We start from the raw sequence: 24,349 nt of genomic DNA, 5'->3' as shown, positions 1-24,349 counted from the left end.
TAAAAATAAGCGCATGAAATTTATTGAATATCTTTTTGCATTGTAAAGTGTAATCCTATTTTTTCAATATTAAAAGGTTTGCCAATAATTGAAAATCCATTTTTTTCATAAAATGGAACAGCAATTTCTCTTGCGTTACACCAAATAGTAGTAATGCCTTTTTCTTTAAGTAGGTTTTCTCCATAATGTATTAAAGCATTGCCATATTTTAAACCTTGACATTCTTTCAATACAGCCATTCCTCTTAATTGATATTGTTTTTTAGTTTCAAGTAAAGGTGTGTTGTTTTTCATATAGGTCACTGCGCCTACAAGCTTGTTTTGAGAATATAACCCTACGTGGTAAGTGGTTTCTAAATCGTCATTTTCAAAAATACAATCTTCAATAGGTCGTCCTTCTCTTAAAACAGGGTATCTTACACTATAAGTGTCTTTAGATGCGATAAGCTTTATGGAGTAATTAGTTGTGTTTTTAGACATAAATTATTGGTAAAGTGTAGCGGCAAATTAATTATCTTCACGAAATATTTCAAGAAGATGTCTCCAGTATTTAAAATTATTAAAAAATCTGAAATAAACACGATTATTCCTTTAGTTAAAAAGTTGAATAATAACACTGTTTCAGATGCTGTTTTAAAAGAACGATTTGCTGAAATGATAACGCAAAACTATGAGTGTGCTGTAATTTATGATGGTGAAAAGCTAATAGGAATGTCGGGAATGTGGTTTTGTACACGACATTATGCTGGTAGAAGTGTGGAAATTGACCATGTTTATATTGATGATGACTATAGAGGCAAAGGTTTAGGAAAACAATTTTTAAGTTGGATATACAACTATGCCGAAAGTAAAGGTTGTAAAGCTGTGGAACTCAATACTTATGTTCAAAATTATCCTTCGCATAAGTTTTACTACAACGAAGGGTTTGAAATACTAGGATATCATTTTTTTAAAAAGCTTTAATTTTTTTCTTTATTAAGAAAAAGAGTTTACATATATTTGCATCCGCATTGCGGGAGTAGCTCAGTTGGTAGAGCGTCAGCCTTCCAAGCTGAATGTCGCCGGTTCGAACCCGGTCTCCCGCTCAAAAGACTTTACTTTAAGTAAAGTCTTTTTTATTTTAAAGTGTTTAGATCTGTACCAGTTTCTACTTCAAAAGGGGCTTTGTCATATTCAAAAACACGAGCATTCAATTCTCCTTTTAAAATAATAGAATCCCCTTTTACTTCAAGCCAGCTACCTTCTCTTAGTCCTATAACAGGTTGTGTGTTGAATTTATGAAATTCTTTTATTCGTGTCTCTCTGGTTTCTCCCATGTGAGTACTGCTTGGATCAGGATCTAAATAATGCGGATTGATATTAAAAGGTACAAAACCAAAGGTTTTAAAACTTGGTGGATATACAATAGGCATATCGTTGGTAGTATTAACTGTAAGACCGCAAATATTACTTCCTGCACTTGTTCCTAAATAAGGCGTACCATTATTTACAGCAGCTTTTACGGTTTCAATTAAATCATTTTTATAAAGCTGATTAACCAAAACAAAAGTGTTTCCGCCTCCTGTAAAAATCCCTTCAGCATTTTGCAATGCTTCTTTAGGGTTTTCAAATTCATGAATACCTTTAACAGATTTCCCAATCTTTGAAAAAGCATCATTTACTTTAGCTGTATATTCATCATGTGTTATGCCTCCAGGTCTTGCATAAGGAATAAAGAGTAGTTCATTAGCATCCTTAAAAAAAAGTTTCAATTCTGGTAAAATATATTCTAAAGTGCCACTACCATGTACAGTAGATGTGCTGGCTATAATTATGTTTTTCATTAATGTTGTGTTTATACCAATTTTATTTTTTTTGGTATTGATTATTTTGTTGTAAATTTAAGTAAACATAGCTTTTAACAAAAGTTTATGTGTGTTTTGGAATTAAATTAAGATATGAAAACTTTTCTTTATAACATAAAACCAACCCTTATGCAAAAGTACCTATTTGTTATATTCATGTTAGTGTCTGTATTTCAGATGAACGCCCAAGATCTCAAGCGTGTTGAGGTTAAAGGTAAAGTTGTGGTAGATAGTGATGATGTCATAGGAATTACGGTTTTTAATTCATCTTCTAACAGAGGAACGACTACTGACGAAAATGGAGAGTTTACCATTGCTGTGGCTTTAAACGATAGAGTTGAATTTGGAGCACTACAGTTTAAAGATTTTGAAATTGTAATTGACGAATATGTTATAGCATCAAAAAAGCTAACAGTTTTTTTGGTTGAAGAAGTAAACAAACTAGACGAAGTTGTTATTCTGCCTTATGACCTTACTGGAAATTTAACTTTAGATGTTGAAAGTGTAAGAACTTTTAACCCAAATATGGATCCAATTTATTTTGGTATTGACAACGTACACGAATATGAGTTTTCTGACGATATAAGATCACAATCAGATAATATAGCAATGCATTCGCAGTCTCAAACCATGCAAAACGGACTTAACGTTATAAATGTGGTAGGGTTTTTATTAAAACCACTTTTTAAATCTAAAGGAGAGAAGGCTTCGACTCGTTCCAATGTTCCTAACATTCCAACAAGTACGTTTAAAGACCATTACACCGAAGAATTCTTATATCAAAATTTCAAGATTCCAAAGGATAGAATCAATGAATTTATAATTTATGTTGAAGACCATGGTTTAGACTATAGTTTGTTAGATAAAGGTAATGAACTTGAGTTTTTAGAATTTATAAGCCAAAAAAGTAAGCAGTTTTTAAATGAAACTCCTCAAAAAGATTAAATTTAGTCTGTTTGAAAATTATTTACATGCTCCAAATTTTGCTGTGAAATCAAACTTGTTTTCTGCTAGAGTATCTATAAATGTAATCAGAAGAAGCTTACTTGTTTTTTCTCTTTTAACCGCTTTTGTAATGCAGTCGCAAACTGTTACACTTTCAGGTAAAGTGATAGCAAATGATGACGTTGAAGGTATTCATATTATAAATAAAACAGCAAGTAAATATACTACTACAGGTGAAAAAGGCGAGTTTGAAATTCCTGCAACGCTCAACGACACCATTATTGTTTCAGGTGTTAAATATTTAAGAGAAGAAATTGTCATTTCCCAAAACCATATTAATTCCAAGTTGCTTGAAGTGATTCTTACTGAAAACATTAATGAGTTAAACGAAGTTGTGGTTGGTAAAATCTTGTCTGGTGATTTAACTTCTGATATAAAAAACTCAGATGTTGAACGAGATATAAACTTTTATGATGTTGGAATTCCTGGTTACACAGGAAAGCCAAAAACACAAAGCGAGCGAAGACTTTACGAAGCCCAAACAGGTAGTGGGTTAATTCCTTTAAATCCAATTTTGAACTGGATTTCTGGTAGAACAAAACGATTAAAACACTTAATTGAATTGGAAAGACAAGATATTCAGATGAATAGAGCTATATCAGAGTTTTCTGAAATGCTTTTTGAAATAGATGATTTGGATGAAGCTCAAAGAATGGAGTTTTTCTATTTCAGTTCAGAAGATCCAGAGTTTATGCAAATTGCAAAAGAAAAAAATGATATAAAACTACTAGAGTTTTTACAAATTAAGCTTAAAGCTTACAAAGCAAACGTTAATTCTTCCCAAGATTAAAATTCAATGTTAAATAGTACGTTCTAATCTAACAACTCATTATATTTGCAAAGTGATACAAGCAGCTACATTTTTATTCATTGGTACTACAGAAGTTATGTTTATACTTGTTGTAGTGGTTTTGGTTTTTGGAGCCGACAAAATTCCTGAGATTGCCAAAGGCTTAGGAAAAGGTATGCGAGTTCTTCGCGATGCGTCAAACGATATTAAATCTGAAATTACTAAAAGCGCTGAACAAAATGGTATTGATACCAGTATTACTAAAGATGTTCAAGACGAAATTAACAAAGTGAAAGACGATTTAGAAGATTTCACAGGTTCGGTAAGACGTAAATTGTAAATACTATATTCGTAAAATTATATTTAGTTTTTTGTCGAAAACTGAGTTTTTCAATTAATTTTTTTAAGATTATTTAATATATTTAGAAAACCATTAACCATCTAAATATATATTTACATGAGAAGACTCTACGTTAAAGTCATTTTACTTTTGGCTATTACTGTGGTTTCCTGTTCTAAGGAAGATGCCACATTTCAAGAAGAAGACATTCAACAAGTATTTCCTGAAAATCCTTTAACTATTGAAGAAATTAACGCAACCATCAATGCAACTATTACAAATACTGGTGATTTTGATTGGAATGCTGCTGATACCCATTTTTTATGGAGTGCAGTAAAGCATGGGCAAAATTTACTTACTATTGGTTATGGAAGTGAAGGAGAATATTTTTCAGAAATTAGAACAAGAGACATTGAAAATAAAAAGGAAGCAGTATTAAATATTGTTTTGGAGCAAGAAGGTGTTGCTAAGGAAGATTTAAAACTTGTAGAACACGAAATTATTAATGTTGTTGATGTGTATGTTGACAATATTAATACAATTGTAGCGCTTAAAAAGAGTCCATATGTTCGCTATTTAGAACCAAATGGTTACAATCAATTTGGAATGAGTGCAACTGCAAGATCAAGTTCAGGATGTAGCAAAAATGGAGAGTCAATAAACACCTCGCATTACACTACAGTTAGTCCTAACAATGCACAAGTGTCATGGCATTTTAGTGAGCATAACATTCCGCAAGCATGGAATTTAAGTACTGGCTCAGGAGTAACTATTGGATTGATTGATACTGGAGTATCACAATCACAATCGCTGTTGAATTCTAGTGGGTTTAACGATGGAGTTTCCAATGGACGCTTCGTTCAAAAGTATGGTACGTTTATAGATTCTGCTTGGTGGTGGAGTAGTAATTATGATGGGCCACATGACAAGTGTGGTCATGGAACAGCAATGGCGTCTACTATGGCTGCTCCAAGAAACGATAACGGAATGCCAGTAGGTGTTGCTTATAACTCAAATTTGGTAGCTTATAGAGCAACTGAAGACGTGCTTTTAAATGATTACCATGAACGTAAAGGTGTGTCGGATGCGTTAACCCAATTGGGAAATAGAAGTGATGTGAAAATCATCTCAATGTCTATTGGTTATGTATGGTCAATAGGTAATATTAAAGATGCTGTAAAATATGCTTACAGTAAAGGCAAACTTATTTTTGCGGCAGGAGGAACGTCAACCAGTTTTACTAATGGCTTTGGTGTAATTTTCCCAGCAACAATGAGCGAAACTGTTGCTGTAACAGGAGTTGATGATGGGAGTAATTATGAACGTTGCGACACTTGCCATAGCGGAAGCAAAATAGATTTTACCATTATTATGGAAGGTGATAACAATACTAGTAAAGCACCACCAGTTTTAGGGTTTTACAATGGTGAGCGTCGTTATACAGGAGGTTCATCGGTTGCCACTGCAACAACTGCAGGTATTGCTGCTTTGGTATGGTCTAGATACCCTAACTGGAGCAGAACACAGGTACTAAACCGTTTAAAAACGTCATCAGACTTTTACCCAAATAAAAACGGAAGTTTTGGTTATGGTAATATTGATGCTTTACAAGCTGTACAATAATAAAAACACTTTATAAATTAAAAAACCTCTCAGCATTGAGAGGTTTTTTGTTTGTATTGTTAGCTATAATACGTGCTTTTCAAAAATTTTATTTAATTCTTCTTCTGGATTATCGGTTAAACCAGAATGTGTTTTAGAACTTTGTATTACTGTGCTTCTTGAGGCTGCTAACCAACGAAATCTATCAGAAAGTTCAAATTGTCCAATTGCTCCAGATGAAGGTGAGCCTTTACAAATTAGTTCCCAAGATTTTAAGTGATTATTGATGTCTTCTATGTCAAGTTCGCAAGAAAAAGCCTTTAACTTCTCATTGTCGACATGATATTTAACATTAAGAAATTTTTTTCGTTTAGAGTATAAAATGACTCCAACATTAAAAAACTCTTCACGTTCAACCTTTGGAACGAGTCTAATTATGGCATATTCAAAAGTGACTTTATCTTGCATTTTCGATTTCGTTTATTAGAGCATCAATGTTTGATAGTCTAGAAATTAAATAGCTCAAATAGGCTGTTCTTATTTGACTTGGGTTTAACACATCAGATTCATTTAGTAGCCAATTTTCGGGTATTGTATTAATAATGGTTTCTAACGTGTCTTTATTTAAAGCTTCAATGATTGTTTTTGAAGCTTCATCAAGACGTGTTGCCAGTTTAACTAGTACATGATCTTTTATAAGAGGAAATGTTCTTGTTAGATGACTTTCCCAAGTAGCCCAATTATGATGAAAATAGAAGCTAGCACCATTATCAATAACCCATAATTCTTTATTCCAGTTAAGCAGATTTGTGTTTTTGGCTGTTCTGTCTATATTGCTAATAATACTATCTAATAATACAATTTTTGAAGCTGTTAAACGATCAACATCAAATGCTAAAGGGTCGTAAGTAATAGAACTACTTAAATAATGTAATCCTAAATTTAAGCCTACACTAAATTTAAGTAAGTCTTGTATCTCTTCGTCTGGCTCTGTTTTGCTAAATGAATCGTCTAAATTCATAAACACTAATTCAGGAACTTTTAAACCAATAGCGCGTGCTATTTCACCTCCAATTAATTCGGAAATTAGTGTTTTTTTTCCTTGACCAGAACCTCTAAATTTTAGTACATAGAGAAAACCGTCGCTAGCTTCAACAATAGCAGGTAAAGAACCACCTTCTCTTAAAGGTGTAATATATTTTACAACATCAACAGTTCTTATGTCTAATGTGTTCATATTATTTAAGATGGTAGTTTTCTACTTATGGTTAATCCGTCTCTTAAAGGTAATAAAACGGTTTCAACTCTAGGATCATTTTTTAAAAGTATATTGTATTCCAGTAATGCTTTAGTTGATGCATCATCAGGATTTAGGGCTTCTATAACTTTTCCGCTCCACAGTACATTGTCAGATAAAATGATGCCGCCAACGTTGAGTTTGTCAATAATGGTGTGAAAATAGTTTACATAATTTGGCTTATCAGCATCAATAAAAACTAAATCAAAAGTCTTATTTAGTTCTGGAATAATTTCCAGTGCATTACCTAAATGTTGATGAATTTGATTTCCGTACTGTGATTTGTTAAAATATTTCCTTTGAAAATCTACCAGCTCTTCATTAATATCTATAGTGTCTAATTCGCCATTACTCTGCATGCCTTCAGCTAAACATAAAGCCGAATAACCAGTGTAAGTGCCTATTTCAAGGATGTTTTTTGGGTTAACCAATTTTGAAATTATGCTCAACACTCTACCTTGATAATGGCCACTGAGCATACGTGGTTGCAATATTTTTTGGTAAGTTTCTCTAGTAAGTTGTTGTAGTAATTCTGGTTCGTTTTCAGAATGTGCTACTACGTAATCATCTAATTTTTGAGGTAAAAAGTGCATAATGTTTATTTGTAAATGTTAGGTTGACCACCACATTGAGTTTAGTCTAGTTTTGTCAGGTCGAGCGCAGTCAAGGTTTGTCAGGTCGAGCGCAGTCGAGACCTTAAGGTTTATATTTTGAATGTGATGCATTTCTACATTCTGAAAGAATTTGTAATAAATTAAAATTTTCACTTGCTAGAGCTAATTTTTTCTTCCCACTCCATTTTTTAATTTTCTTTTCAAAATAGATAGCTTGGTCAATATCATTAAATTTTTGATAAAAAATTAACTCTAAAGGTCTTCTTTTATAAGTGAAACAATCTTTATTTAAACCTTTTTGATGTTCTTCAAATCTTCTAGATATATTGTTTGTAATACCAGTATAAGTTAATCCATCAGAACATTTTAATATGTAAACATAGTATGATTTCATAATACCTCTCGACTGCGCTCGAGGAGACACGTTATCCTAAAATTCTATTAACCAATTTTTTCTTAGCATCTTCATCATCACCACACAACCATTGTATGACGTTATCTTCCCACATCGCATCACGTTCTTCTTCGGTAATTATATTTCGTTCTATAGCTAAATCCAAAATTTTACCAGGATAAGAAGATTGTTTAGCGCTTTCCATTTCTCCTAAAGGATAAGGATCGTCTAATCCCATTAAAACCTGTTTAGAAGTTTGGTTTTTTATAAGTAAAGATAAACTTCCTGTATCATGAACTAAGGTGTCAAAAAAGATGTTTTTGTGTCCAACTGCTTTTCTTGGGTGGTGTTTCCCTTCAAATAAATCTGGTCGTCCATCAAACCCTTGAATACGTCTTCCTAAGTTTATCTGTGCCAACTGCCCACCATGAGCAAAACAAGTTCGCATATTTGGATATTTGTCTTGATAACCGTTTAAGGTTAAAAAGTGATATGCATCTGCACATTGGGCTAGCATCCAAATAAGGTGAAAACGCCATGAGGTGTTTTCTAGCTTTATAAATTTTTCACCATCGTAAGGGTGAATTTCTACAGCTAAATTATACTTGTTTGCAAGCTCAAAGATGGGTTCGTTTTCCTCATCAAAAATACAACGCCAAGTACCTATTGTATCCATGTAGTGTGTAGGTAAGCATAGCAATTGTAGGCCTAATTCTTCTACACAACGTTCAATTTCCCAACAAGCACCACGTACAAATCCAGGATGAACTACAAAGCCACAAGTAAACTTGCTTGGGTTGTCATGTTGAATTTTAGCATTGAAATCATTTTGAAAACGTAAGGCTTGCTTCATTTCTTCAACACGTAATCCGTTTCCGTAGAGTTGAGAAAGGTTTAAAACGACAGCATGGTCTATTTTAAAACGTTCCATCCACGCTAATTTTTCATTGAGGAAGAAACTAGAATCAGTTACTGGTCGACTCCAATCTTTTTGAAGCATGAATTTTCGGTCTTTATCCACCCAAAAAATACCTTTGTCTTTCATGAACTTAGGGATTTCTTCAGGATAAGGAAGTAAGTGTGAGTGACCGTTTATACGAAGTTTACGTTTCATAAGTTATTCTTCTATCTGAACTTTTTTTGGTGGTTGCATTACATGTCCACAGTTAGGACAACTGCGTTTACCAGAATCACCATAATATTTATCAAAAATTTTAGGCATATCAGTTTCAATATTGTCTAGAGTAAAATCTTCTTCATACAGTTTTGTTGTACAGTTTTCACAAAACCACAGTAAAGCATCTTGTACACCTTCTTCTCGAGGGTATTCTATAACTAATCCAACTGTGTTAGCGCCACGTTGAGGTGAGTGTGGTACCTTAGGAGGTAATAAAAACATTTCTCCTTCACGTATATGAATATCTTTAGGCTCGCCTTCATCAATAACTTTTAAGGTAATATCACCTTCAACTTGATAGAAAAACTCAGGAGTTTCATTATAATGATAATCTTTTCTGCTGTTTGGTCCTCCAACAACCATAACAATAAAATCACCATCTTTCCAAACTACTTTATTGCCAACAGGAGGCTTTAATAAGTGACGGTTTTCTTCAATCCATTCTTTAAAATTTATGGGAGGATATAATTTACTCATGACGTTTGATTTTATGTTATAAAGTTACAAAGATTTTGTTCGTCCACCATCAACAGGAAGGTTAATTCCGTTAATGTAACTGGCACATTCACTAGCTAAAAAAGTGATGGCTGCAGCTAGTTCTTCAGGTTTTGCAAAACGCTTTGCTGGTACAGCGCTTTTCATCGCATTAGCAGCATCTTCTTCTGTTTTACCAGTTTTAGCGCTTTTGTTTTTGATGATTTCGGTTAATCGTTCAGTTCCTGTAGCACCTGGTAATACGTTGTTTACTGTAATACCAAACTGTCCAAGCTCATTAGCTAAGGTTTTACTCCAGTTGGCTACTGCACCACGAATGGTATTGCTTACACCAAGTCCGTCTAAAGGCTGTTTTACAGATGTTGAAATCACATTGATAATACGTCCAAACTCTTCTTTTTTCATAAACGGAACAACCGCTTGTGCTAAAACGTGATTGCATTTTAAATGCTGTGTAAAGGCATTTTCAAATTCTTCTATTTTAGCATCAAAAACTGGTCCACCAGCTGGTCCACCAGTATTGTTTACTAACACATGAAATCCGTGATTGTTTTTAATATAGCTTTCAACTTTTTCTTTTAATTCCATCGGATTAGAAAAATCAGCAACAATATAATCGTGATTTCTGTGTTTTGGTAATTCGGCTAAAACAGCTTTTAGCTTGTCTTCGTTTCTTGCTACTAGAGTGATGTTTGCACCTTCTTCGGCTAAAGCTAGAGCTGTAGCTTTACCTATTCCTGCTGTGCTACCACATACTAGCGCGTATTTGTTGTTTAAGTTTAGATTCATAATTCTGTCTGGTCGAGCGCAGTCGAGACCTATTTAACTGTTCGGTATATAATTAGAATGTGTTGCATTTCTACATTCGGCTAAAATTTGCAACAAATTATACTCTCCATTAGCTAAAGCAAACTTCTTTTTTGCACTCCATTTTTTTATTTTCTTTTCAAAATATATTGCTTGTTCTACATTGTTAAACTCTTGATGAAATATTAATTCTAAAGGTCTTCTTTTATATGTAAAACATGTTTTATTTAATCCGTTTTGGTGTTCTTCAAATCTCCTAGATATGTTATTTGTTATTCCAGTATAAGTTATACCCATCTGAACATTTCAATATGTAAACATAATACGTTTTCATAATTAACCTCTCGACTGCGCTCGAGGCGACATCAAATTAATACTTTATACATACATTTTTAGGTTCAGTAAAAAAACGTAAAGCTTCAAAACCACCTTCGCGACCAACACCACTTGCTTTTACACCTCCAAAAGGAGTTCGTAAATCGCGCATCATCCATGTGTTTACCCAAACAATTCCTGCTTGCAGTTGGTTGCTCATTCGCATAGTTCGCCGTAAATTGTTTGTCCAAAGTGTTGCTGATAATCCGTATTTTACTTTGTTAGCCATGTCTAACACATCATTTTCAGTTTTAAATGGCATAATGGTAACTACTGGACCAAAAATTTCTTCTTGGTTTACGCGACAATCGTCTGTTTTTACTTCAATAACTGTTGGTTGTAAATAGTAACCATTTTCGTAACCTTCAACAGAAACTTCGTTTCCGCCACATAAAACAGTTGCGCCTTCTTCTTTAGCAATTTCAATATAAGCTTTTACTTTTTCAAGATGCGGTTTTGAAACTAAAGCGCCAATGTTTGTATCCTTTTCAGAAGGATGACCAATTTTCAACTCTTTTACTTTGTTTATAAAGTCTGTTTTGAATTTATCGTAAATAGTTTCCTCTACAAAAATTCGGCTTCCGCATAAACAAATTTGACCTTGATTAGCAAACGACGAACGTACGGTTGTGTTCAACATATCGTCATAATCGCAATCGGCAAAGATGATATTTGGGTTTTTTCCGCCTAATTCTAAAGACAATTTTTTAAACATTGGTGCAGCTACTTTGGCAATATGTGCGCCAGTTGCTGTTCCTCCAGTAAAACTAATGGCTTTGATATTTGGATGTTCTACAATAGCTTGACCAGTCGTTGTGCCTAAACCGTGAACAATATTCAATACACCTTTTGGTAAACCAGCTTCGTTGCAAATTTCGCCTAATAAATAAGCTGTCATTGGTGTAACTTCGCTTGGTTTGGCAACAACGCAATTACCTGCTGCGATTGCTGGTGCGATTTTCCAAGTGAAAAGATACAGCGGTAAATTCCACGGACTAATGCAGCCCACAACTCCAATAGGTTGGCGAAGCGTATAATTCACCGCGTTTTGACCAACGCTTTCGTGACTTTCGCTTGCAAATTGTGTAATGGCATTTCCAAAAAATCTGAAATTACTTGCTGCTCTAGGTATATCAACCATTTTAGCAAGACTTACAGGTTTTCCGTTGTCTTTACTTTCAGCTTCTGCAAAACGGTCTAAATTGGCTTCTAATAATTCTGAAATCTTAATTAGAATCCTGCTACGCTCTTCTAAAGTAGTTTGACTCCAGCTTGGGAAAGCAGATTTAGCACTTTGATAAGCTTGTTCTACGTCTTCTTTTGATGAGTTTGGGATTTGCCCATAGACTTCACCATTTGAAGGATTGTAGTTGTCAATCCAATTGTTAGATGCTGGGTTTTCAAATTGACCGTTTATGTAATTTTTTATTGAGGTTGACACAATTGTTCAAATTTTATGGTGTTTTTCAAAAGTACGAATTAGTGGAAAGTTTTACTATGTATTATAAAACAATACTCAGATTTTAAGAAATTTGCCTGTCTTTAATTATCTTTATTTGCATGAACGATCAAAACTCTTTTTCCATAATCTTGTTGACTTGTGCTTTTATGCTGTTTTTAACAAGTTGGTGGTATATAAAGCGAACACCTAAATACAGCAAATCATACAAAGGTTTGACTAAGTCTAAGTATGAAGGTAGAAGTAAAGCTCATTGGGATTTTTCCCATATTTATGGTGGTACACTTTATTTTAAGCTTGCAATTGTTTTGCTTATACTGGGTGTACTTGGGTTTTTTATTGATTTTGGATTTATGATAGGCTTTATAATGGCTATTACAATTGTTTGCATAGGCATAACTATTATTAGAATAAAGGTCGATAATGCCTTGATAGATCGTTTTGGTAAATAATTCTTTATTAAACGAATATTCTTTAGTCTTGTTTTTTATAAGCCATCACCTTAATCTCAACCACCAAATCTGGATGTGGTAATTGATGAACCGCAACGGTTGTTCTTGTTGGTCCAGTTTCTTTATCAAAAAATTCAGCGTAAGCTTTATTATAATCAGCAAAGTCATTCATGTTCACTAGAAACGATGTGACATCAACCACATCTTTTAAGCTCGCTCCAACGGTTTGTAGATTTTTGTCAATATTTTTTAAAACCTCTTGTGTTTGGGTGTAAGCGTTTAATCGTTTTGTACCCATTTCATCTATACTATCAACACCAGCAATAGTGTTGTCTTTTCTGCGCGAACTTGTACCTGATACAAATATAAAATCGCCTACTATTTTTACATGTGGATAAGCGCCTCTTGGTGTTACGTTTGTTCCTTCGTTCATAACTTTTGTTCTTTTGTCAGGTCGAGCGCAGTCGAGACCTAAAAATTCTTATTTAAAAAAACCTCTCGACTGCGCTCGAGGTGACATTATTTTATTTCAATCCAGCTATTCTATCGTCTTCTAGGATGTTTTCGGTTTCAGTTTTTACCTTTTCTAAATTCAATTTTAAATCGTCTTGAATATTCAATTTGCCATCTGCTAGCATATTGAGTATAGCTTTGTCTTGTGCACGACCTCTTAACATTGCTTCTCTATAACCAATGTCTTCGTTAAAAGTTACTAGAGAATACTTTGAAGAATAATCATTAGGAAAATGCTTTTCTAAAGCCATTTCTAAAGTGCGTTTTTCTCTAAAGTTTGCATGATTAACATGACCTTTCATTTCGTGGAAATTATCGATAGCTAAGTCAGCAATGGCATCAGTGTCTTTTTTGCGAGATTTTTCATAAATCTTGAAAATGGTTTCCCAATCGTCATGACCTTCATCTAGTACTTTATCAAATTCTACAACATCTTCAAAGGAAGCATTCATACCTTGGCCATAAAACGGAACAATAGCATGTGCAGCATCTCCCATTAAAAGCGTATTGCCTTTGTAATGCCAAGGCGAACATTTTACTGTGCCGAGAGGTGCTGTTGGGTTTTCAAAGAAATCGTCAACAAGATTAGGCATGAGCTCTAGAGCGTCTTTAAAATATTTTTCGAAGAACTCTAGAACACGTTCTTTTGTGGTTAGATTATTGAAATTATATTCGCCTTCATCGTAGCTTAAAAATAGCGTTACTGTAAAACTACCATCGAGATTTGGTAATGCTATAAGCATAAACGATTCGCGTCCCCAAATATGCAGCGCATTTTTATAGGTTTTATAGCTTCCGTTTTCACCAGGAAGAATACTTAATTCTTTATAGCCATGTGTTAACCAATCTTGCGAAAAACTAAATAGAAACTTTTTTCCCAAATAATAGCTTTTTCGCATTGCAGAACCTGCTCCATCAGTAGCAATAATAACATCTGCGTCTTCAATAAATTCAGTGTTGTTTGTGTAATCTTTAAATAGAGCTGTCGTTTTTTCGAAATCTACCGATTTACATTTTCTGTTGAAGTAAATGGAAACATTTTTATGTTTTTCAGCTTCGTCAAGTAAAAGTGCATTGAGTTCACCTCTTGAAATAGAATTTATAAATTCATGTTCACGACCACTATAAGGAGCTAAAACAGTATTGCCTTCTATGTCATGAAGCATACGACCATTCATGGGAATACAAAGGTCTTTTACTTTGTCTTCAATACCAACTAGTTTCATGGCTTTGTTACCACGATCAGAAAAAGCTAGGTTAATGGAACGACCTGCAGAAATATCTACTTTACGTAAATCAGGACGCATTTCCATAACAGTGACGTTAAAACCTCGTTGTCCTAAGCGTAATGCTAATAGCGAACCACAAAGTCCTGCGCCAATAATGAGTATGTTTTGTTGTTTAGTCATGTTTAATTGTCATTCTGCGCTACGACGCAGAATCTATTTGTTTGGATTCCGCATCAAGTGCGGAATGACAAGTTTAATTTAATATTTCTTTCAACTTTTCAACCATTCTATACACATCTTCAAATGTGTTGTACAATGGTACAGGAGCACAACGAATAACGTCAGGTTCTCTCCAGTCGGTTATAATATGAGCTTCGGTTAATTTTTTATGTAAACTTTTATCAGCATTTTTTACTTGAATAGAAAGTTGACAACCTCTTTCGTTTGGGTTGGATGGTGTAATGATTTTTATTTGGTCATTGTTTAATTCATTCAATAAAAATTCAAAATAACCAGTTAGTTGTTCTGATTTTTTACGAAGTGCATCCATACCAACTTCGTTAAACATATCTAACGATGCTTTTATGGCAGCCATTGATAAAATTGGAGGATTACTGAGTTGCCAACCCTCAGCACCAGGAATAACATCTAACGGTTGACGCATGTTAAATCGTGTAGATTTGTTGTGACTCCACCAACCAGAAAAACGTTTTAGTTTTGTGTTGTGCGCATGTTTTTCGTGTACAAATAATCCTGCTAAACTACCTGGTCCTGAGTTTAAATATTTATAAGTACACCAAGCAGCAAAATCTACTCCAGAGTTGTGCAAATCTGGATTTATGTTTCCTGCGCCATGTGCTAAGTCTATACCTACCATACAGTTTTTGGTGTGACCTAACTCAGCAATTTTTTTTATATCCAAATATTGTCCTGTGTAGTAATTTACACCACCAATAAGTAGTAATGCAATTTCATCACCTTGTTCGTTTAGTATAGCCTCTAAATCTTCAATGTTTAAAAGTTCTTCTCCTTTTCGAGGTTTCCATTCAATTAAACCTTCATTTGCATCAAACCCATGAAATTCTAATTGTGTTTGTACAGCATATCTATCGCTAGGAAAAGCATCACTTTCAATAACTATTTTATATTTAGTTTTTGTAGGTTGATAAAAACTAACCATTAACAAGTGTAGGTTAGTGGTAAGTGTGTTCATTACAACCACCTCAATAGGTTTTGCGCCTACAATTTTTGCCATAGAATCAGTTAAAAACTCATGATAAGGCATCCAAGGGTTTTTGGCTTCAAAATGACCTTCAACACCAAAATCAGCCCAATCATCTAACTCTTGTTGAATATACTTTTTTGTGTTTTTTGGTTGTAATCCTAGTGAGTTTCCTGTAAAGTATAACCAATCGTTTCCATGTTTGTCTTTTGGGATGTGGAATTGGTTTCTGTAGTGTGATATTGCGTCATTTTGGTCCTGTTCTCTTGCAAAATCAAGACCTAATTTATAATTGGTCAATTGAATAAAATTTTGTGTTGTTAACAAAAATAAGAATTATTTTATGCACTTATGGTTATAAAATACAGTATATAGCTTTAGAATTGAGTAGATTTGTATTAAATAGATTTGTTCGCCCCAGACTAACACCTCATTACAATGCTAAAAAATCTTTGGTTTTCATATAGAAAGTGGTACATAAACTACCTTGGGTTGCAAAATCACAAGTATGAAACCGATAGATTGTCTTATTATAGAGATAACCTTTTCATATCTATATTTACACTAACCATTGTGCTTGGAGCTATTTCTTATATCCCAAGTATTACTGCTGCGATTATTTTAGATAAATGGTTTGTGTTTTATGCAGATACTATTGCATTTGCTATTTTATTGTTTGCTTTTTTTTATAAAAGTTTTAGTTTAAGTGTTAGAAAACAAGTGTTTACTGTAACTTTTTTCTTGCTTTCTTTTGGACTGGTTTTAGATTTAGGTCTGGGAGGTAATGGTCCAATTTTGCTGTTTATGCTTAGTGTTTTGGTTACATTGTATAGTAGTACTAAGTCTGGAGTTAATTCGGTTTTGTTAACAGCTCTGTTTTATTCTGTTGTCTTGCTGGTTAAGTATTTTAATATTGTTGAAATTACTTTTTTTCTAGAAGGACCTTTTGAAGGTCTAGTTATTGTTTTTACCAATAATGTTATTTTTAGTTTGCTTACAGTGTATTCTGTTTCTTTTTTAATTAAACAACTACATAAAGCATTTATTAAGGAAAATCAACTTCAAGAAATGCTTAAAAAAGAGCATGAGATTACTATTAATGCAAAAAATGAAGCTGAACGCTCAAATAAGCTTAAAACAGCCTTTTTAAGCAACATGAGTCATGAAATTAAAACACCAATGTATGGTATTGTTGGTAGTGCAAATCTATTGAAATCTAATACGGATTCTAATGAAGAGAATAATCAGTATTTCAGTATTATTGAAGATAATAGCAATTTGTTGCTAAACATGTTTAATGATGTTTTAGAGATTTCAAAATTAGAAAGTGGTAATGTGGCTCTCAATATTTCGAGCATTAATATTTACAAATTGATAGATGACCTTAGAAGTGAGTTTGCTAAGAAAGCTATGGAAAAAGATATCCAATTATCTGTAAATTTTAATTGTGACACTAACTATAGCCTAATGAGTGATGAAGAAAAGCTAAAGAAAACATTAAGCCATATTATCGACAATGCAATAAAGTTTTCAGGGCATAAGAGTAAAGTGATTATATATTGTAATTATTTAAATCCTAATGCAATTGAATTTGTAATAAAAGATAATGGTATAGGCATATCTAAAGATCAATTAAATCAAGTGCATTTGCCTTTTTTTATCACTGATTTAGATAATAAAGCAGGTATACATGGTACAGGGTTGGGGTTAGCTATAGCAAAAGCTTATATAGAAAATCTTGGAGGTCAACTACATATTAAAAGTGAATTAGGCGAGGGAACTGAAGTGTCTTTTCAGTTAATGGATTATAATAAAAAAGCGCCTTGAAGAAACAAGGCGCTTGCTGAATATATATAGACGCATAAAGCGGGATATTTTATACAATATATACGTATCAAAATTGTACTTTGGATGTTTTAAAAGCTGAAATATGGAAAACTTAACAAAATATTTTGAAACCAATAAGGCAACTTGGAATGAAAAGACCAAGATTCATGTTGAAAGTGGAATGTATGATCATGAAGCTTTTAAAAATGGAGCATCTTCACTTATGCCATATGAGTTAAAGGCTTTAGGTGATGTTAAAGGAAAGTCTTTGTTGCATTTGCAATGTCATTTCGGTCAAGATACTTTAAGTTGGAGCAGACTAGGAGCCAATTGTGTAGGTGTCGATATAAGTGATGAAGGTATTCGATTTGCCCAAAAACTAAATGAAGAACTAGAGTTAGATGCCGATTTTGTGTGTTGTAATGTTTTAGAAACCTCTAAGTATGTTACTGATACCTTTGATATTGTTTTTACAAGCTATGGTGTTATTGGTTGGTTACCAAATTTAGAGCCTTGGGGACAAATGATTGCTGATCGTTTAAACAAAGGAGGTGTTTTTTATATGGCTGAGTTTCATCCTATAGTTTGGATGTTTGATTATCTAGAAGGCAAACCTATTATGAAATATGGTTACATGCAAGATGAAGTAATCTATGAGGAGTATGAAGGTACTTACGCTAATACCGATTCAACAATGATTAGTAAGGAATATGGTTGGAATCATGGGTTGAGTGAGGTAATCAATGCATTAACTAAAGCAGGATTACGAATAGACTATCTAAATGAGTATGACGAAAGCCCATATAACGTACTACCAGATTTAGAACAAACCAAATCTGGTATGCATGCTACTAAGGATAAACTTTATCCTTTAATATTTGAGATAAAAGCAACTAAGGTTTAGTTGTCTTTGTTTATAATGTCTTTAGCTTCTTTTTTTACTAAGTAAGGACATGATCTTTTAAACTGCTCCAAACGTTTTCTAGATACATTTTGAATGTAAGCATTATTTGGATTGCGTTCTTCAAAATCTTGATGATAATCTTCAGCTTCCCAAAATTTTTGAAACGGCATTATTTCGGCAGCTATAACAGCATTTAATTTGGTTGCCCATTTAGCTTTTTGGGTTTCAGCTATTTGTTTTTGCTCGTTATTTTGATAAAAAATAATAGAGCGATATTGCGAACCTCTATCAGGACCTTGACCATTAACTTGTGTTGGGTCTTGAGAGCTAAAATAGACTTCAACCAAATCAGAAAAACTTACAACCTCAGGGTCGTAAATTACCTCAATACTTTCAGCATGACCTGTTCTACCAGTATTGCTAGATTGGTATGTTGGGTTATTAGTATGACCTCCAGAATATCCTGAGATTACTTCGTCTACACCAATAACACTTTGGTAAATAGCTTCAGCACACCAAAAGCAACCACTTGCAAAATAAGCTTTAGCTTTTCCATCTTTTAAAGGAACTTCAACAGGTTCTAGAGTCATTAAAGCTTGTTGTTTTTTATTGGTTTGAGCAGTGTTTTGGCAACTAAATAAAAGGGTAATAACTAATATTGAAATGTAATTTTTCATAGGTAATTTTCTTTTTATAGTCGTATAAAGATAATTAACCTTAAAGATGAAGTGTGAAAATTTTATTAAATAAAAAACCCAGACGTTGTGGTCTGGGTTTAAATATGCATTTTAAAATGGATTATAACTTAGCAAAAAGCTTTTCCATTTTTTCTTTTTGTTCTTCAGCTAAAGCTGCATCAACTAAGATACGACCACTGTGCTCATCAGTAATTACTTTTTTACGTGAAGCAATTTCTACCTGTACTTGAGGAGGAATAGTAAAGAAAGAACCACCAGATGCACCTCTTTCAATTGGTACAACAGCTAATCCGTTTTTTACGTTATTACGTATTCTTAAATACGCTTTTACTAACCTTTCGTCAATTTGCTTTTGGTACTCTTCAGACTTTTTAATTAGAGCTTCTTCTTCTTTTTCAGTTTCAGCTAAAATAGCGTCTAGTTCACCTTTTTTGTGCTTTAAGTGTGTTTGACGGTCTTTAAGTTTGCTTTTAGTTTCAGAAATAATTTCTTTTTTCTGCTCTATTTGAACTTTAAATTCTTTAATGTGCTTTTCAGCTAATTGAATTTCAAGTTCTTGATATTCTATTTCTTTTGTAAGTGAGTTGTACTCTCTGTTGTTTCTTACATTTTTTTGCTGCTCGCTGTATTTTTTGATTAAGGCTTTAGCTTCTTCGATTAAATTCTTTTTAGCTTTGATGTCCTCATCAATCATTTCAAGATTAGAACCTAATTTTTCTAGTCTTGTATTTAAACCTTCCACTTCATCTTCAAGATCTCTAACTTCTAAAGGGAGTTCTCCACGCACATTTCTTATTTCGTCTACTCTCGAGTCGATTAATTGTAAGTCGTAAAGGGCTCTCAATCGATCTTCAACAGAAACTTCAACTTTTTTTGCCATAATTATAAATACTTTACCGGATTTGTATTTGTCATTGATAAAACGACTGCAAAATTAGTAATTTTTTTTGATAGATAGTCAGCTAAAAATGTTTTTGTGTGTTGTTCGCTCTCATAATGACCAATATCCATTAAGATTATTTGGTCTTCTGCAGCAAAAAAATCATGATATTTTAGATCAGCAGTTATTAAAACATCAGCATTTGCTGACTTTGCAGCAGATATCGCAAAACTACCTGAGCCTCCAAGCACAGCAACTTTTTTAATGCCATCTTTTACGATTTTTGAATGACGAATTGCAGTAACATTCATTTTTTCTTTCACATAATTAAAAAAATCAGTAGTTGGCATTTCTTTTTCAAGCTCTCCAACCATACCTATTCCTATGTTTTGGTTATAATTGTCTAGAGTTGTTATTTCATAAGCTACTTCTTCGTAAGGATGGTTTTTAAACAAAGCAGTAACAATTTTTGATTCTAAATGTTTACTAAACGTCACTGAAATTTGAGTTTCTTCTTCAAAATGCAGCACGCCTTTTTCTCCAATAGTAGGGTTTGAAGATGCATTACCTTTGTAAGTGCCAATGCCTTCACTGTTAAAGCTACAATTATCATAATTACCAATAGCTCCTGCACCAGAATTAAATAAAGCAGTTCTTAGTGCTTCAGCATTATTTTTAGGAACATAGGTTGTAAGTTTTTTAATTGTGCCTTTTTGAGGGATAAGAATTTTTTTCGATTCAAGGTTTAACTGGTCACAGATAATGTCATTAACACCTTGTAGAGCATTGTCTAATGCAGTGTGGATAGAGAAAATAGCAATATTGTGCTTAATGGCTTTAATTACTACACGTTCAACATAAGTGTTGCCATTTAGTTTTTTTAAGCCTTTAAATATTATAGGATGAAAACTAACAATAAGGTTGCAGTTTTTTTCAATGGCTTCATCAACAACAGATTCTAGCGTGTCTAAAGTGACTAAAACACCAGTTAATGGTTCGTTTTTATCACCAACCAAAAGTCCAACATTGTCAAAATCTTCGGCATAGTTTAAAGGGGCTAGTTCTTCTAAATAATTAATTACATCTTTTATAAGCATAATGGCAGTAAAGTTTGTATCAAAGATAAAATATTATACTTTAGTTGCGATGAAGTTAATACGAAACATATTGTTGCCTGTTGTTCCAATTTATTATTTGGTAACATGGTTGCGAAATAAGTTTTACGATGCTGGGATTTTTAAATCCACATCTTATGATTTTCCTTTAATAGCAGTTGGTAACTTGAGTGTTGGAGGTACAGGAAAAACACCAATGATAGAATACTTAATTAGATTGCTAAAGTCTAATTATGAAGTGGCAACCTTGAGTAGAGGTTACGGAAGAACCACTAAAGGATTTGTGCTAGCTGGTGAAAATACTGATGCAATGCGTATTGGAGATGAGCCTTTTCAGTTTTATTCAAAGTTTGAAACTATTAAAGTTGCAGTTGATGCTAATAGGAGAGAAGGTATTGTCAACTTAAGGGCTTTAACCCCTAAGCCAGATGTGATTTTATTGGATGATGCTTTTCAACATCGAAAAGTAAAAGCTGGTTTTTATGTATTGCTAACATCTTACAATGCGTTGTATGTAGATGACTTTTTATTACCAACAGGAAATTTAAGAGAACCAAAGCAAGGTGCAAAACGAGCTAATGCAATAGTAGTTACCAAATGTCCTCCTAGTTTATCTGAACAAGAAAAAAGTGAGATTATAAAAAGGTTGAAACCTAATGCTAATCAAGATGTGTTTTTTAGTTCTATTGAGTATTCTAATACTGTTTATAGTTTAGCAGAAGAGCAACCTCTTGAGTTTTTTAAAGGTAAAAAAATTACTTTGGTAACAGGTATTGCTAATGCGAACCCGCTAGTTGAGTATTTAAAATCAAAAGCATTAGACTTTAAGCATTTGAACTTTAAAGATCATCATTTGTTTTCGGAAAATGAGATTAATGCATTGAAAGAAGAACACATTATATTAACCACCGAAAAAGATTATATGAGACTTTCGCCTCATTTTAAAGGAGAAGGGAATCTCTACTACTTACCAATACAGGTAAGTATAGATGGTAAATTGAGGTTTGATAGATTAATTAATAATTACATTGAAAGCTGTTAAATAGCCGTTGGACTTTGGTTTTGTACCAAGGCATTAAACAGTTTTCTTTCAAAATCTTCTTGTTTGAATGGTTTTGAAATAATATCATCAAAACCAGCTTCATCAAACTCGTGCATTTTGTCTTCTAAGGTCACAGCTGTTAAGGCAAAAATAGTAAGTTCCTTATCAAAGGTTCTTATTATTTTAGTGGCTTCTAAACCACTAATTCCAGGCATGTGGATGTCCATTAAAACTACATTGTAGTTTTCTTCTTTTACTCTTTCAACAGCTTCTTCACCATTATCAACAACATCGCAATAAAGATTCATTTTATTCAGAATTTTCTTTGTAATCATTTGGTTGATTTTGTTATCCTCAACCACTAAAATTTTAATGTTACTTAAGTCCAATTCGTTGATGTTTTTAGAAAAATTCTCTTTTTTAACTTTTACAGTTTCTTCAGTGTAGGCAAGTGGTATTTCAAAAAAGAATGTTGATCCTTTTCCTAATTCACTTTTTAAATAAATTTTACCTTTTAATATCTCAATAAGTCCTTTTACAATGGAAAGCCCTAGACCTGTTCCACCATATTTTCTGTTAATTTGAATAGAGCCTTGTGAAAAACTCTCAAACATATTTTCTTGCTTTTCTTTAGTAATTCCAATTCCGTTATCTTCAATTTCAAATCGCACATTAAAGACACCATTTTTTTCGTTGATCTTGTTAACTCTTACCCAAATGTCTCCATCTTTAGTAAACTTTATAGAGTTACCAATTAGGTTGATAAGGATTTGAGAAATCTTTAATTGATCAGCTTCAAACGTTGTTGGAAGGTCTTTGTCATATTCGTAATGCATTTGAATATTATTATCCAATGCCGAATTATTTAATGCTGAAATTACATTTTCAACCTTGCTTTTAAGATTGAAAACTTCAGGGTCTAACTCAACTTTGTTAGCTTCAATTTTATTAATTTGAAGAATATCATTAATGAAGGTTAATAAATAGTCTCCCGAAAATTTAAGCGATTTTAAATGTGGTATCTGGTCTGGTTTTGGGTTTTCATCCAATAACATGTTTGTAAGACCAGTTACAGCATATAAAGGTGTTCTCAACTCATGAGTTACGGTTGATAAAAAGTTTGCTTTGGTTTTTGAGGCTAACTCAGCTTTTTCTTTTGCGATTACCAACTCATCATTCTTCTTATGCAGCATGTTGTTGGTTTTTAGCCTTATGTTGTTGTTTTTGTATAAAGATAGAGTAAGTAAAGAAAGGATAGTAATTAAAGCAATGCTCAATATAGTTGTGATTTTTGTAAGATTACTTTCTTGATCTTTTTCTTTTACTTGAGCTTTTAATTGTTGGTTCTCAGCGTCTTTGTATTCATTTATAAATTGTGCTCTTTTTTCAGGAGAAAGATTTTCTCTTTTAATATCTAAAATAGAGTCAGATAGCCTAATATGTTTTTTAAGGAATTCATTAGCAAGCTTATAATTACTGCTTTTTTGATAAATATCGCTTAGTGTTAAATAGCTTTCGTTAATGCTTTCAACAATATTGTTGTCTTTTGCAATGTCTAAACCTTCTTTGGTCATCGAAAGTGCTAAGTTGTTGTTTCCAAGCTCTTGTAGTACTTTTCCGCTGTTTATTAAAGCACTACTTAAAATGCTATTTTGCTTATACTTTTTTGAAAGTATTATAGATTTTTCAAGCAGAGATTTTGCGGTTTTATAATCTTCTAGTTTTATGTAAACTTTAGCTTCATTTAGGCATACTTCAGAAATGTATTCTTCCATATCCTCTTCTTCAAACTTAGTTTTAGCTGAATTAAAATAACCTAAAGCAGTAGTGTAATCTTTTAAGTTGTAGTTAATAATTCCCCAAACATTATAGGTAGTTGCTAAATTAGCGTAGTCATCAATGCTTCGTTGAATTTCTGCCGACTTTGATAACGATAATAATGCATTTTCAGGTTCGTCAACAGTAAATTGTAATCTGGCAATTTTAGTGTGAATGATACCTTCACTTTTTTTATCACCTAATTTTACTGAGATTTCTAGCGCTTTTTCGAGGTTATCTTTGGCGCTATAGTAATTACCTCTTTCGCTATCAAAAGATGCTTGGGTAATATGATTTTCTAAACGCAATTCTAAAATATCAGCATCATCTACAGCGTTTTGCGATGATGATTGAGTAGAAAAGCAAACTAAAAAAATAACTATGTAGTACTTAATTTGGGACATATTTAGACCACTTTAATTGAACAAATATAATTATTTATTCGATAAAA

General features: G+C 33.0%; 26 protein-coding genes, 1 tRNA gene and 1 pseudogene. 10 read left to right on the top strand and 18 right to left on the bottom strand.

What is annotated here, in order from left to right; translation table 11 throughout:
• Nucleotides 1-20 precede the first annotated feature (20 nt).
• Nucleotides 21-479 (bottom strand): GNAT family N-acetyltransferase, encoded by a 459-nt coding sequence (locus ACQ0RB_RS01660; RefSeq protein WP_430496031.1) that lies wholly within the window; start codon nucleotides 477-479, stop codon nucleotides 21-23.
• Between the two features lie 57 nt (nucleotides 480-536).
• Here ACQ0RB_RS01660 and ACQ0RB_RS01655 point away from each other — a divergent pair, with 57 nt between their 5' ends.
• Nucleotides 537-962 carry a GNAT family N-acetyltransferase gene (locus ACQ0RB_RS01655; protein WP_430496029.1) on the top strand — a complete coding sequence of 142 codons (426 nt, stop codon included), beginning with the start codon at nucleotides 537-539 and terminating at the stop codon, nucleotides 960-962.
• A gap of 49 nt (nucleotides 963-1,011) precedes the next feature.
• A tRNA-Gly gene (locus ACQ0RB_RS01650) sits at nucleotides 1,012-1,084 on the top strand.
• Between the two features lie 30 nt (nucleotides 1,085-1,114).
• Here the strand turns inward: ACQ0RB_RS01650 and pepE are convergent.
• Nucleotides 1,115-1,822 (bottom strand): dipeptidase PepE, encoded by a 708-nt coding sequence (gene pepE / locus ACQ0RB_RS01645; RefSeq protein WP_430496027.1) that lies wholly within the window; start codon nucleotides 1,820-1,822, stop codon nucleotides 1,115-1,117.
• A 150-nt stretch (nucleotides 1,823-1,972) separates the two neighbouring features.
• On the opposite strand from pepE, the gene ACQ0RB_RS01640 reads away from it, so the two are divergent.
• From ACQ0RB_RS01640 to ACQ0RB_RS01625, 4 genes are all read left to right on the top strand, one after another.
• On the top strand, nucleotides 1,973-2,788 hold the full coding sequence (locus tag ACQ0RB_RS01640) for a carboxypeptidase-like regulatory domain-containing protein (protein ID WP_166667437.1): 816 nt from the start codon (nucleotides 1,973-1,975) through the stop codon (nucleotides 2,786-2,788).
• Nucleotides 2,766-3,638: a carboxypeptidase-like regulatory domain-containing protein gene (locus tag ACQ0RB_RS01635; protein WP_430496025.1), complete on the top strand. Its 873-nt coding sequence runs from the start codon at nucleotides 2,766-2,768 to the stop codon at nucleotides 3,636-3,638. The genes ACQ0RB_RS01640 and ACQ0RB_RS01635 overlap by 23 nt, the downstream gene beginning before the upstream one ends.
• A gap of 52 nt (nucleotides 3,639-3,690) precedes the next feature.
• Nucleotides 3,691-3,978, top strand: a complete 288-nt coding sequence (locus tag ACQ0RB_RS01630) for a twin-arginine translocase TatA/TatE family subunit (RefSeq protein WP_129759246.1) — start codon at nucleotides 3,691-3,693, stop codon at nucleotides 3,976-3,978.
• 117 nt (nucleotides 3,979-4,095) lie between these two features.
• Nucleotides 4,096-5,601 carry a S8 family peptidase gene (locus tag ACQ0RB_RS01625; protein ID WP_335973880.1) on the top strand — a complete coding sequence of 502 codons (1,506 nt, stop codon included), beginning with the start codon at nucleotides 4,096-4,098 and terminating at the stop codon, nucleotides 5,599-5,601.
• Nucleotides 5,602-5,664: 63 nt separating this feature from the next.
• Here ACQ0RB_RS01625 and ACQ0RB_RS01620 read toward each other — a convergent pair whose 3' ends face one another.
• The 9 genes and pseudogenes from ACQ0RB_RS01620 to ACQ0RB_RS01580 all read right to left on the bottom strand — a co-directional run bounded on the left by ACQ0RB_RS01620 (nucleotide 5,665) and on the right by ACQ0RB_RS01580 (nucleotide 12,180).
• A complete protein-coding gene (locus tag ACQ0RB_RS01620) occupies nucleotides 5,665-6,048 on the bottom strand; it encodes a DUF3037 domain-containing protein (protein WP_129759244.1) in 384 nt (127 codons plus the stop codon).
• Nucleotides 6,038-6,817 carry a HipA family kinase gene (locus ACQ0RB_RS01615; RefSeq protein WP_430496023.1) on the bottom strand — a complete coding sequence of 260 codons (780 nt, stop codon included), beginning with the start codon at nucleotides 6,815-6,817 and terminating at the stop codon, nucleotides 6,038-6,040. The genes ACQ0RB_RS01620 and ACQ0RB_RS01615 overlap by 11 nt, the downstream gene beginning before the upstream one ends.
• Nucleotides 6,818-6,822: 5 nt before the next feature.
• Nucleotides 6,823-7,470: an O-methyltransferase gene (locus ACQ0RB_RS01610; RefSeq protein WP_430496021.1), complete on the bottom strand. Its 648-nt coding sequence runs from the start codon at nucleotides 7,468-7,470 to the stop codon at nucleotides 6,823-6,825.
• Between the two features lie 103 nt (nucleotides 7,471-7,573).
• The gene (locus ACQ0RB_RS01605; protein ID WP_131505932.1) at nucleotides 7,574-7,885 is read right to left on the bottom strand and encodes a GIY-YIG nuclease family protein; all 312 of its coding nucleotides are present in this window, start codon (nucleotides 7,883-7,885) and stop codon (nucleotides 7,574-7,576) included.
• A gap of 31 nt (nucleotides 7,886-7,916) precedes the next feature.
• The gene (locus ACQ0RB_RS01600; RefSeq protein WP_131505931.1) at nucleotides 7,917-8,999 is read right to left on the bottom strand and encodes an amidohydrolase family protein; all 1,083 of its coding nucleotides are present in this window, start codon (nucleotides 8,997-8,999) and stop codon (nucleotides 7,917-7,919) included.
• Nucleotides 9,000-9,002: 3 nt separating this feature from the next.
• Nucleotides 9,003-9,539: a 3-hydroxyanthranilate 3,4-dioxygenase gene (locus tag ACQ0RB_RS01595; protein WP_134198666.1), complete on the bottom strand. Its 537-nt coding sequence runs from the start codon at nucleotides 9,537-9,539 to the stop codon at nucleotides 9,003-9,005.
• Nucleotides 9,540-9,563: 24 nt separating this feature from the next.
• Entirely contained in the window at nucleotides 9,564-10,346 is a 783-nt protein-coding gene (locus tag ACQ0RB_RS01590; RefSeq protein ID WP_430496018.1) for an SDR family oxidoreductase, read from the bottom strand.
• Nucleotides 10,347-10,379: 33 nt separating this feature from the next.
• Nucleotides 10,380-10,698 (bottom strand): annotated as a pseudogene (locus ACQ0RB_RS01585) (GIY-YIG nuclease family protein).
• Nucleotides 10,699-10,734: 36 nt separating this feature from the next.
• Entirely contained in the window at nucleotides 10,735-12,180 is a 1,446-nt protein-coding gene (locus tag ACQ0RB_RS01580) for an aldehyde dehydrogenase (RefSeq protein ID WP_430496016.1), read from the bottom strand.
• Between the two features lie 119 nt (nucleotides 12,181-12,299).
• Here ACQ0RB_RS01580 and ACQ0RB_RS01575 point away from each other — a divergent pair, with 119 nt between their 5' ends.
• Complete coding sequence (locus tag ACQ0RB_RS01575; RefSeq protein ID WP_430496014.1) at nucleotides 12,300-12,650, top strand: hypothetical protein; 351 nt, start codon at nucleotides 12,300-12,302, stop codon at nucleotides 12,648-12,650.
• A gap of 22 nt (nucleotides 12,651-12,672) precedes the next feature.
• Here the strand turns inward: ACQ0RB_RS01575 and ACQ0RB_RS01570 are convergent, their stop codons facing one another.
• The 3 genes from ACQ0RB_RS01570 to kynU form a co-directional block, all read right to left on the bottom strand.
• A complete protein-coding gene (locus tag ACQ0RB_RS01570; RefSeq protein ID WP_129759235.1) occupies nucleotides 12,673-13,083 on the bottom strand; it encodes a RidA family protein in 411 nt (136 codons plus the stop codon).
• Between the two features lie 91 nt (nucleotides 13,084-13,174).
• Complete coding sequence (locus ACQ0RB_RS01565) at nucleotides 13,175-14,572, bottom strand: FAD-dependent oxidoreductase (RefSeq protein WP_430496011.1); 1,398 nt, start codon at nucleotides 14,570-14,572, stop codon at nucleotides 13,175-13,177.
• A gap of 73 nt (nucleotides 14,573-14,645) precedes the next feature.
• On the bottom strand, nucleotides 14,646-15,914 hold the full coding sequence (gene kynU / locus ACQ0RB_RS01560) for a kynureninase (RefSeq protein WP_430496009.1): 1,269 nt from the start codon (nucleotides 15,912-15,914) through the stop codon (nucleotides 14,646-14,648).
• Nucleotides 15,915-16,052: 138 nt separating this feature from the next.
• Between kynU and ACQ0RB_RS01555 the strand changes: the two genes are divergently transcribed.
• Together ACQ0RB_RS01555 and ACQ0RB_RS01550 are read left to right on the top strand one after the other, a co-directional pair.
• On the top strand, nucleotides 16,053-17,441 hold the full coding sequence (locus ACQ0RB_RS01555) for a sensor histidine kinase (RefSeq protein ID WP_430496007.1): 1,389 nt from the start codon (nucleotides 16,053-16,055) through the stop codon (nucleotides 17,439-17,441).
• A gap of 103 nt (nucleotides 17,442-17,544) precedes the next feature.
• On the top strand, nucleotides 17,545-18,345 hold the full coding sequence (locus tag ACQ0RB_RS01550) for a class I SAM-dependent methyltransferase (RefSeq protein WP_262732083.1): 801 nt from the start codon (nucleotides 17,545-17,547) through the stop codon (nucleotides 18,343-18,345).
• On the opposite strand, the gene msrA is transcribed toward ACQ0RB_RS01550, so the two are convergent.
• The 3 genes from msrA to ACQ0RB_RS01535 all read right to left on the bottom strand — a co-directional run bounded on the left by msrA (nucleotide 18,342) and on the right by ACQ0RB_RS01535 (nucleotide 21,020).
• Complete coding sequence (msrA, locus tag ACQ0RB_RS01545) at nucleotides 18,342-19,022, bottom strand: peptide-methionine (S)-S-oxide reductase MsrA (RefSeq protein WP_129759229.1); 681 nt, start codon at nucleotides 19,020-19,022, stop codon at nucleotides 18,342-18,344. The genes ACQ0RB_RS01550 and msrA overlap by 4 nt on opposite strands.
• Before the next feature lie 121 nt (nucleotides 19,023-19,143).
• Nucleotides 19,144-19,923 (bottom strand): zinc ribbon domain-containing protein, encoded by a 780-nt coding sequence (locus tag ACQ0RB_RS01540; RefSeq protein WP_129759228.1) that lies wholly within the window; start codon nucleotides 19,921-19,923, stop codon nucleotides 19,144-19,146.
• Between the two features lie 2 nt (nucleotides 19,924-19,925).
• Nucleotides 19,926-21,020, bottom strand: a complete 1,095-nt coding sequence (locus tag ACQ0RB_RS01535) for a Nif3-like dinuclear metal center hexameric protein (protein ID WP_430496004.1) — start codon at nucleotides 21,018-21,020, stop codon at nucleotides 19,926-19,928.
• Nucleotides 21,021-21,069: 49 nt separating this feature from the next.
• On the opposite strand from ACQ0RB_RS01535, the gene lpxK reads away from it, so the two are divergent.
• Nucleotides 21,070-22,080 carry a tetraacyldisaccharide 4'-kinase gene (lpxK, locus tag ACQ0RB_RS01530; protein ID WP_430496002.1) on the top strand — a complete coding sequence of 337 codons (1,011 nt, stop codon included), beginning with the start codon at nucleotides 21,070-21,072 and terminating at the stop codon, nucleotides 22,078-22,080.
• On the opposite strand, the gene ACQ0RB_RS01525 is transcribed toward lpxK, so the two are convergent.
• Nucleotides 22,077-24,302, bottom strand: a complete 2,226-nt coding sequence (locus tag ACQ0RB_RS01525) for an ATP-binding protein (RefSeq protein ID WP_430496000.1) — start codon at nucleotides 24,300-24,302, stop codon at nucleotides 22,077-22,079. The two genes, lpxK and ACQ0RB_RS01525, sit on opposite strands and share 4 nt — an antisense overlap.
• Nucleotides 24,303-24,349 lie beyond the last annotated feature (47 nt).

It is taken from the genome of Gaetbulibacter sp. PBL-D1, from assembly GCF_050509525.1.
Lineage (GTDB): Bacteria > Bacteroidota > Bacteroidia > Flavobacteriales > Flavobacteriaceae > Gaetbulibacter_B > Gaetbulibacter_B jejuensis.
The sequence above is the reverse complement of the archived record's forward strand: the minus strand, read 5'-3'. Positions and strand labels throughout refer to the sequence as shown.

Bases quoted from the DNA above. Each gene is read 5' to 3' on its own strand.
- ACQ0RB_RS01555 (WP_430496007.1), top strand. From the start codon at position 16,053: ATGCTAAAAAATCTTTGGTTTTCATATAGAAAGTGGTACATAAACTAC.
- pepE (WP_430496027.1), bottom strand. From the start codon at position 1,822: ATGAAAAACATAATTATAGCCAGCACATCTACTGTACATGGTAGTGGC.
- ACQ0RB_RS01595 (WP_134198666.1), bottom strand. From the start codon at position 9,539: ATGAGTAAATTATATCCTCCCATAAATTTTAAAGAATGGATTGAAGAA.
- ACQ0RB_RS01565 (WP_430496011.1), bottom strand. From the start codon at position 14,572: ATGACTAAACAACAAAACATACTCATTATTGGCGCAGGACTTTGTGGT.
- ACQ0RB_RS01660 (WP_430496031.1), bottom strand. From the start codon at position 479: ATGTCTAAAAACACAACTAATTACTCCATAAAGCTTATCGCATCTAAA.
- ACQ0RB_RS01655 (WP_430496029.1), top strand. From the start codon at position 537: ATGTCTCCAGTATTTAAAATTATTAAAAAATCTGAAATAAACACGATT.
- ACQ0RB_RS01600 (WP_131505931.1), bottom strand. From the start codon at position 8,999: ATGAAACGTAAACTTCGTATAAACGGTCACTCACACTTACTTCCTTAT.
- ACQ0RB_RS01575 (WP_430496014.1), top strand. From the start codon at position 12,300: ATGAACGATCAAAACTCTTTTTCCATAATCTTGTTGACTTGTGCTTTT.
- ACQ0RB_RS01540 (WP_129759228.1), bottom strand. From the start codon at position 19,923: ATGGCAAAAAAAGTTGAAGTTTCTGTTGAAGATCGATTGAGAGCCCTT.
- ACQ0RB_RS01570 (WP_129759235.1), bottom strand. From the start codon at position 13,083: ATGAACGAAGGAACAAACGTAACACCAAGAGGCGCTTATCCACATGTA.
- ACQ0RB_RS01590 (WP_430496018.1), bottom strand. From the start codon at position 10,346: ATGAATCTAAACTTAAACAACAAATACGCGCTAGTATGTGGTAGCACA.
- ACQ0RB_RS01625 (WP_335973880.1), top strand. From the start codon at position 4,096: ATGAGAAGACTCTACGTTAAAGTCATTTTACTTTTGGCTATTACTGTG.
- ACQ0RB_RS01635 (WP_430496025.1), top strand. From the start codon at position 2,766: ATGAAACTCCTCAAAAAGATTAAATTTAGTCTGTTTGAAAATTATTTA.
- ACQ0RB_RS01620 (WP_129759244.1), bottom strand. From the start codon at position 6,048: ATGCAAGATAAAGTCACTTTTGAATATGCCATAATTAGACTCGTTCCA.
- msrA (WP_129759229.1), bottom strand. From the start codon at position 19,022: ATGAAAAATTACATTTCAATATTAGTTATTACCCTTTTATTTAGTTGC.
- ACQ0RB_RS01615 (WP_430496023.1), bottom strand. From the start codon at position 6,817: ATGAACACATTAGACATAAGAACTGTTGATGTTGTAAAATATATTACA.
- ACQ0RB_RS01610 (WP_430496021.1), bottom strand. From the start codon at position 7,470: ATGCACTTTTTACCTCAAAAATTAGATGATTACGTAGTAGCACATTCT.
- ACQ0RB_RS01535 (WP_430496004.1), bottom strand. From the start codon at position 21,020: ATGCTTATAAAAGATGTAATTAATTATTTAGAAGAACTAGCCCCTTTA.
- lpxK (WP_430496002.1), top strand. From the start codon at position 21,070: ATGAAGTTAATACGAAACATATTGTTGCCTGTTGTTCCAATTTATTAT.
- ACQ0RB_RS01605 (WP_131505932.1), bottom strand. From the start codon at position 7,885: ATGAAATCATACTATGTTTACATATTAAAATGTTCTGATGGATTAACT.
- ACQ0RB_RS01550 (WP_262732083.1), top strand. From the start codon at position 17,545: ATGGAAAACTTAACAAAATATTTTGAAACCAATAAGGCAACTTGGAAT.
- ACQ0RB_RS01640 (WP_166667437.1), top strand. From the start codon at position 1,973: ATGCAAAAGTACCTATTTGTTATATTCATGTTAGTGTCTGTATTTCAG.
- ACQ0RB_RS01525 (WP_430496000.1), bottom strand. From the start codon at position 24,302: ATGTCCCAAATTAAGTACTACATAGTTATTTTTTTAGTTTGCTTTTCT.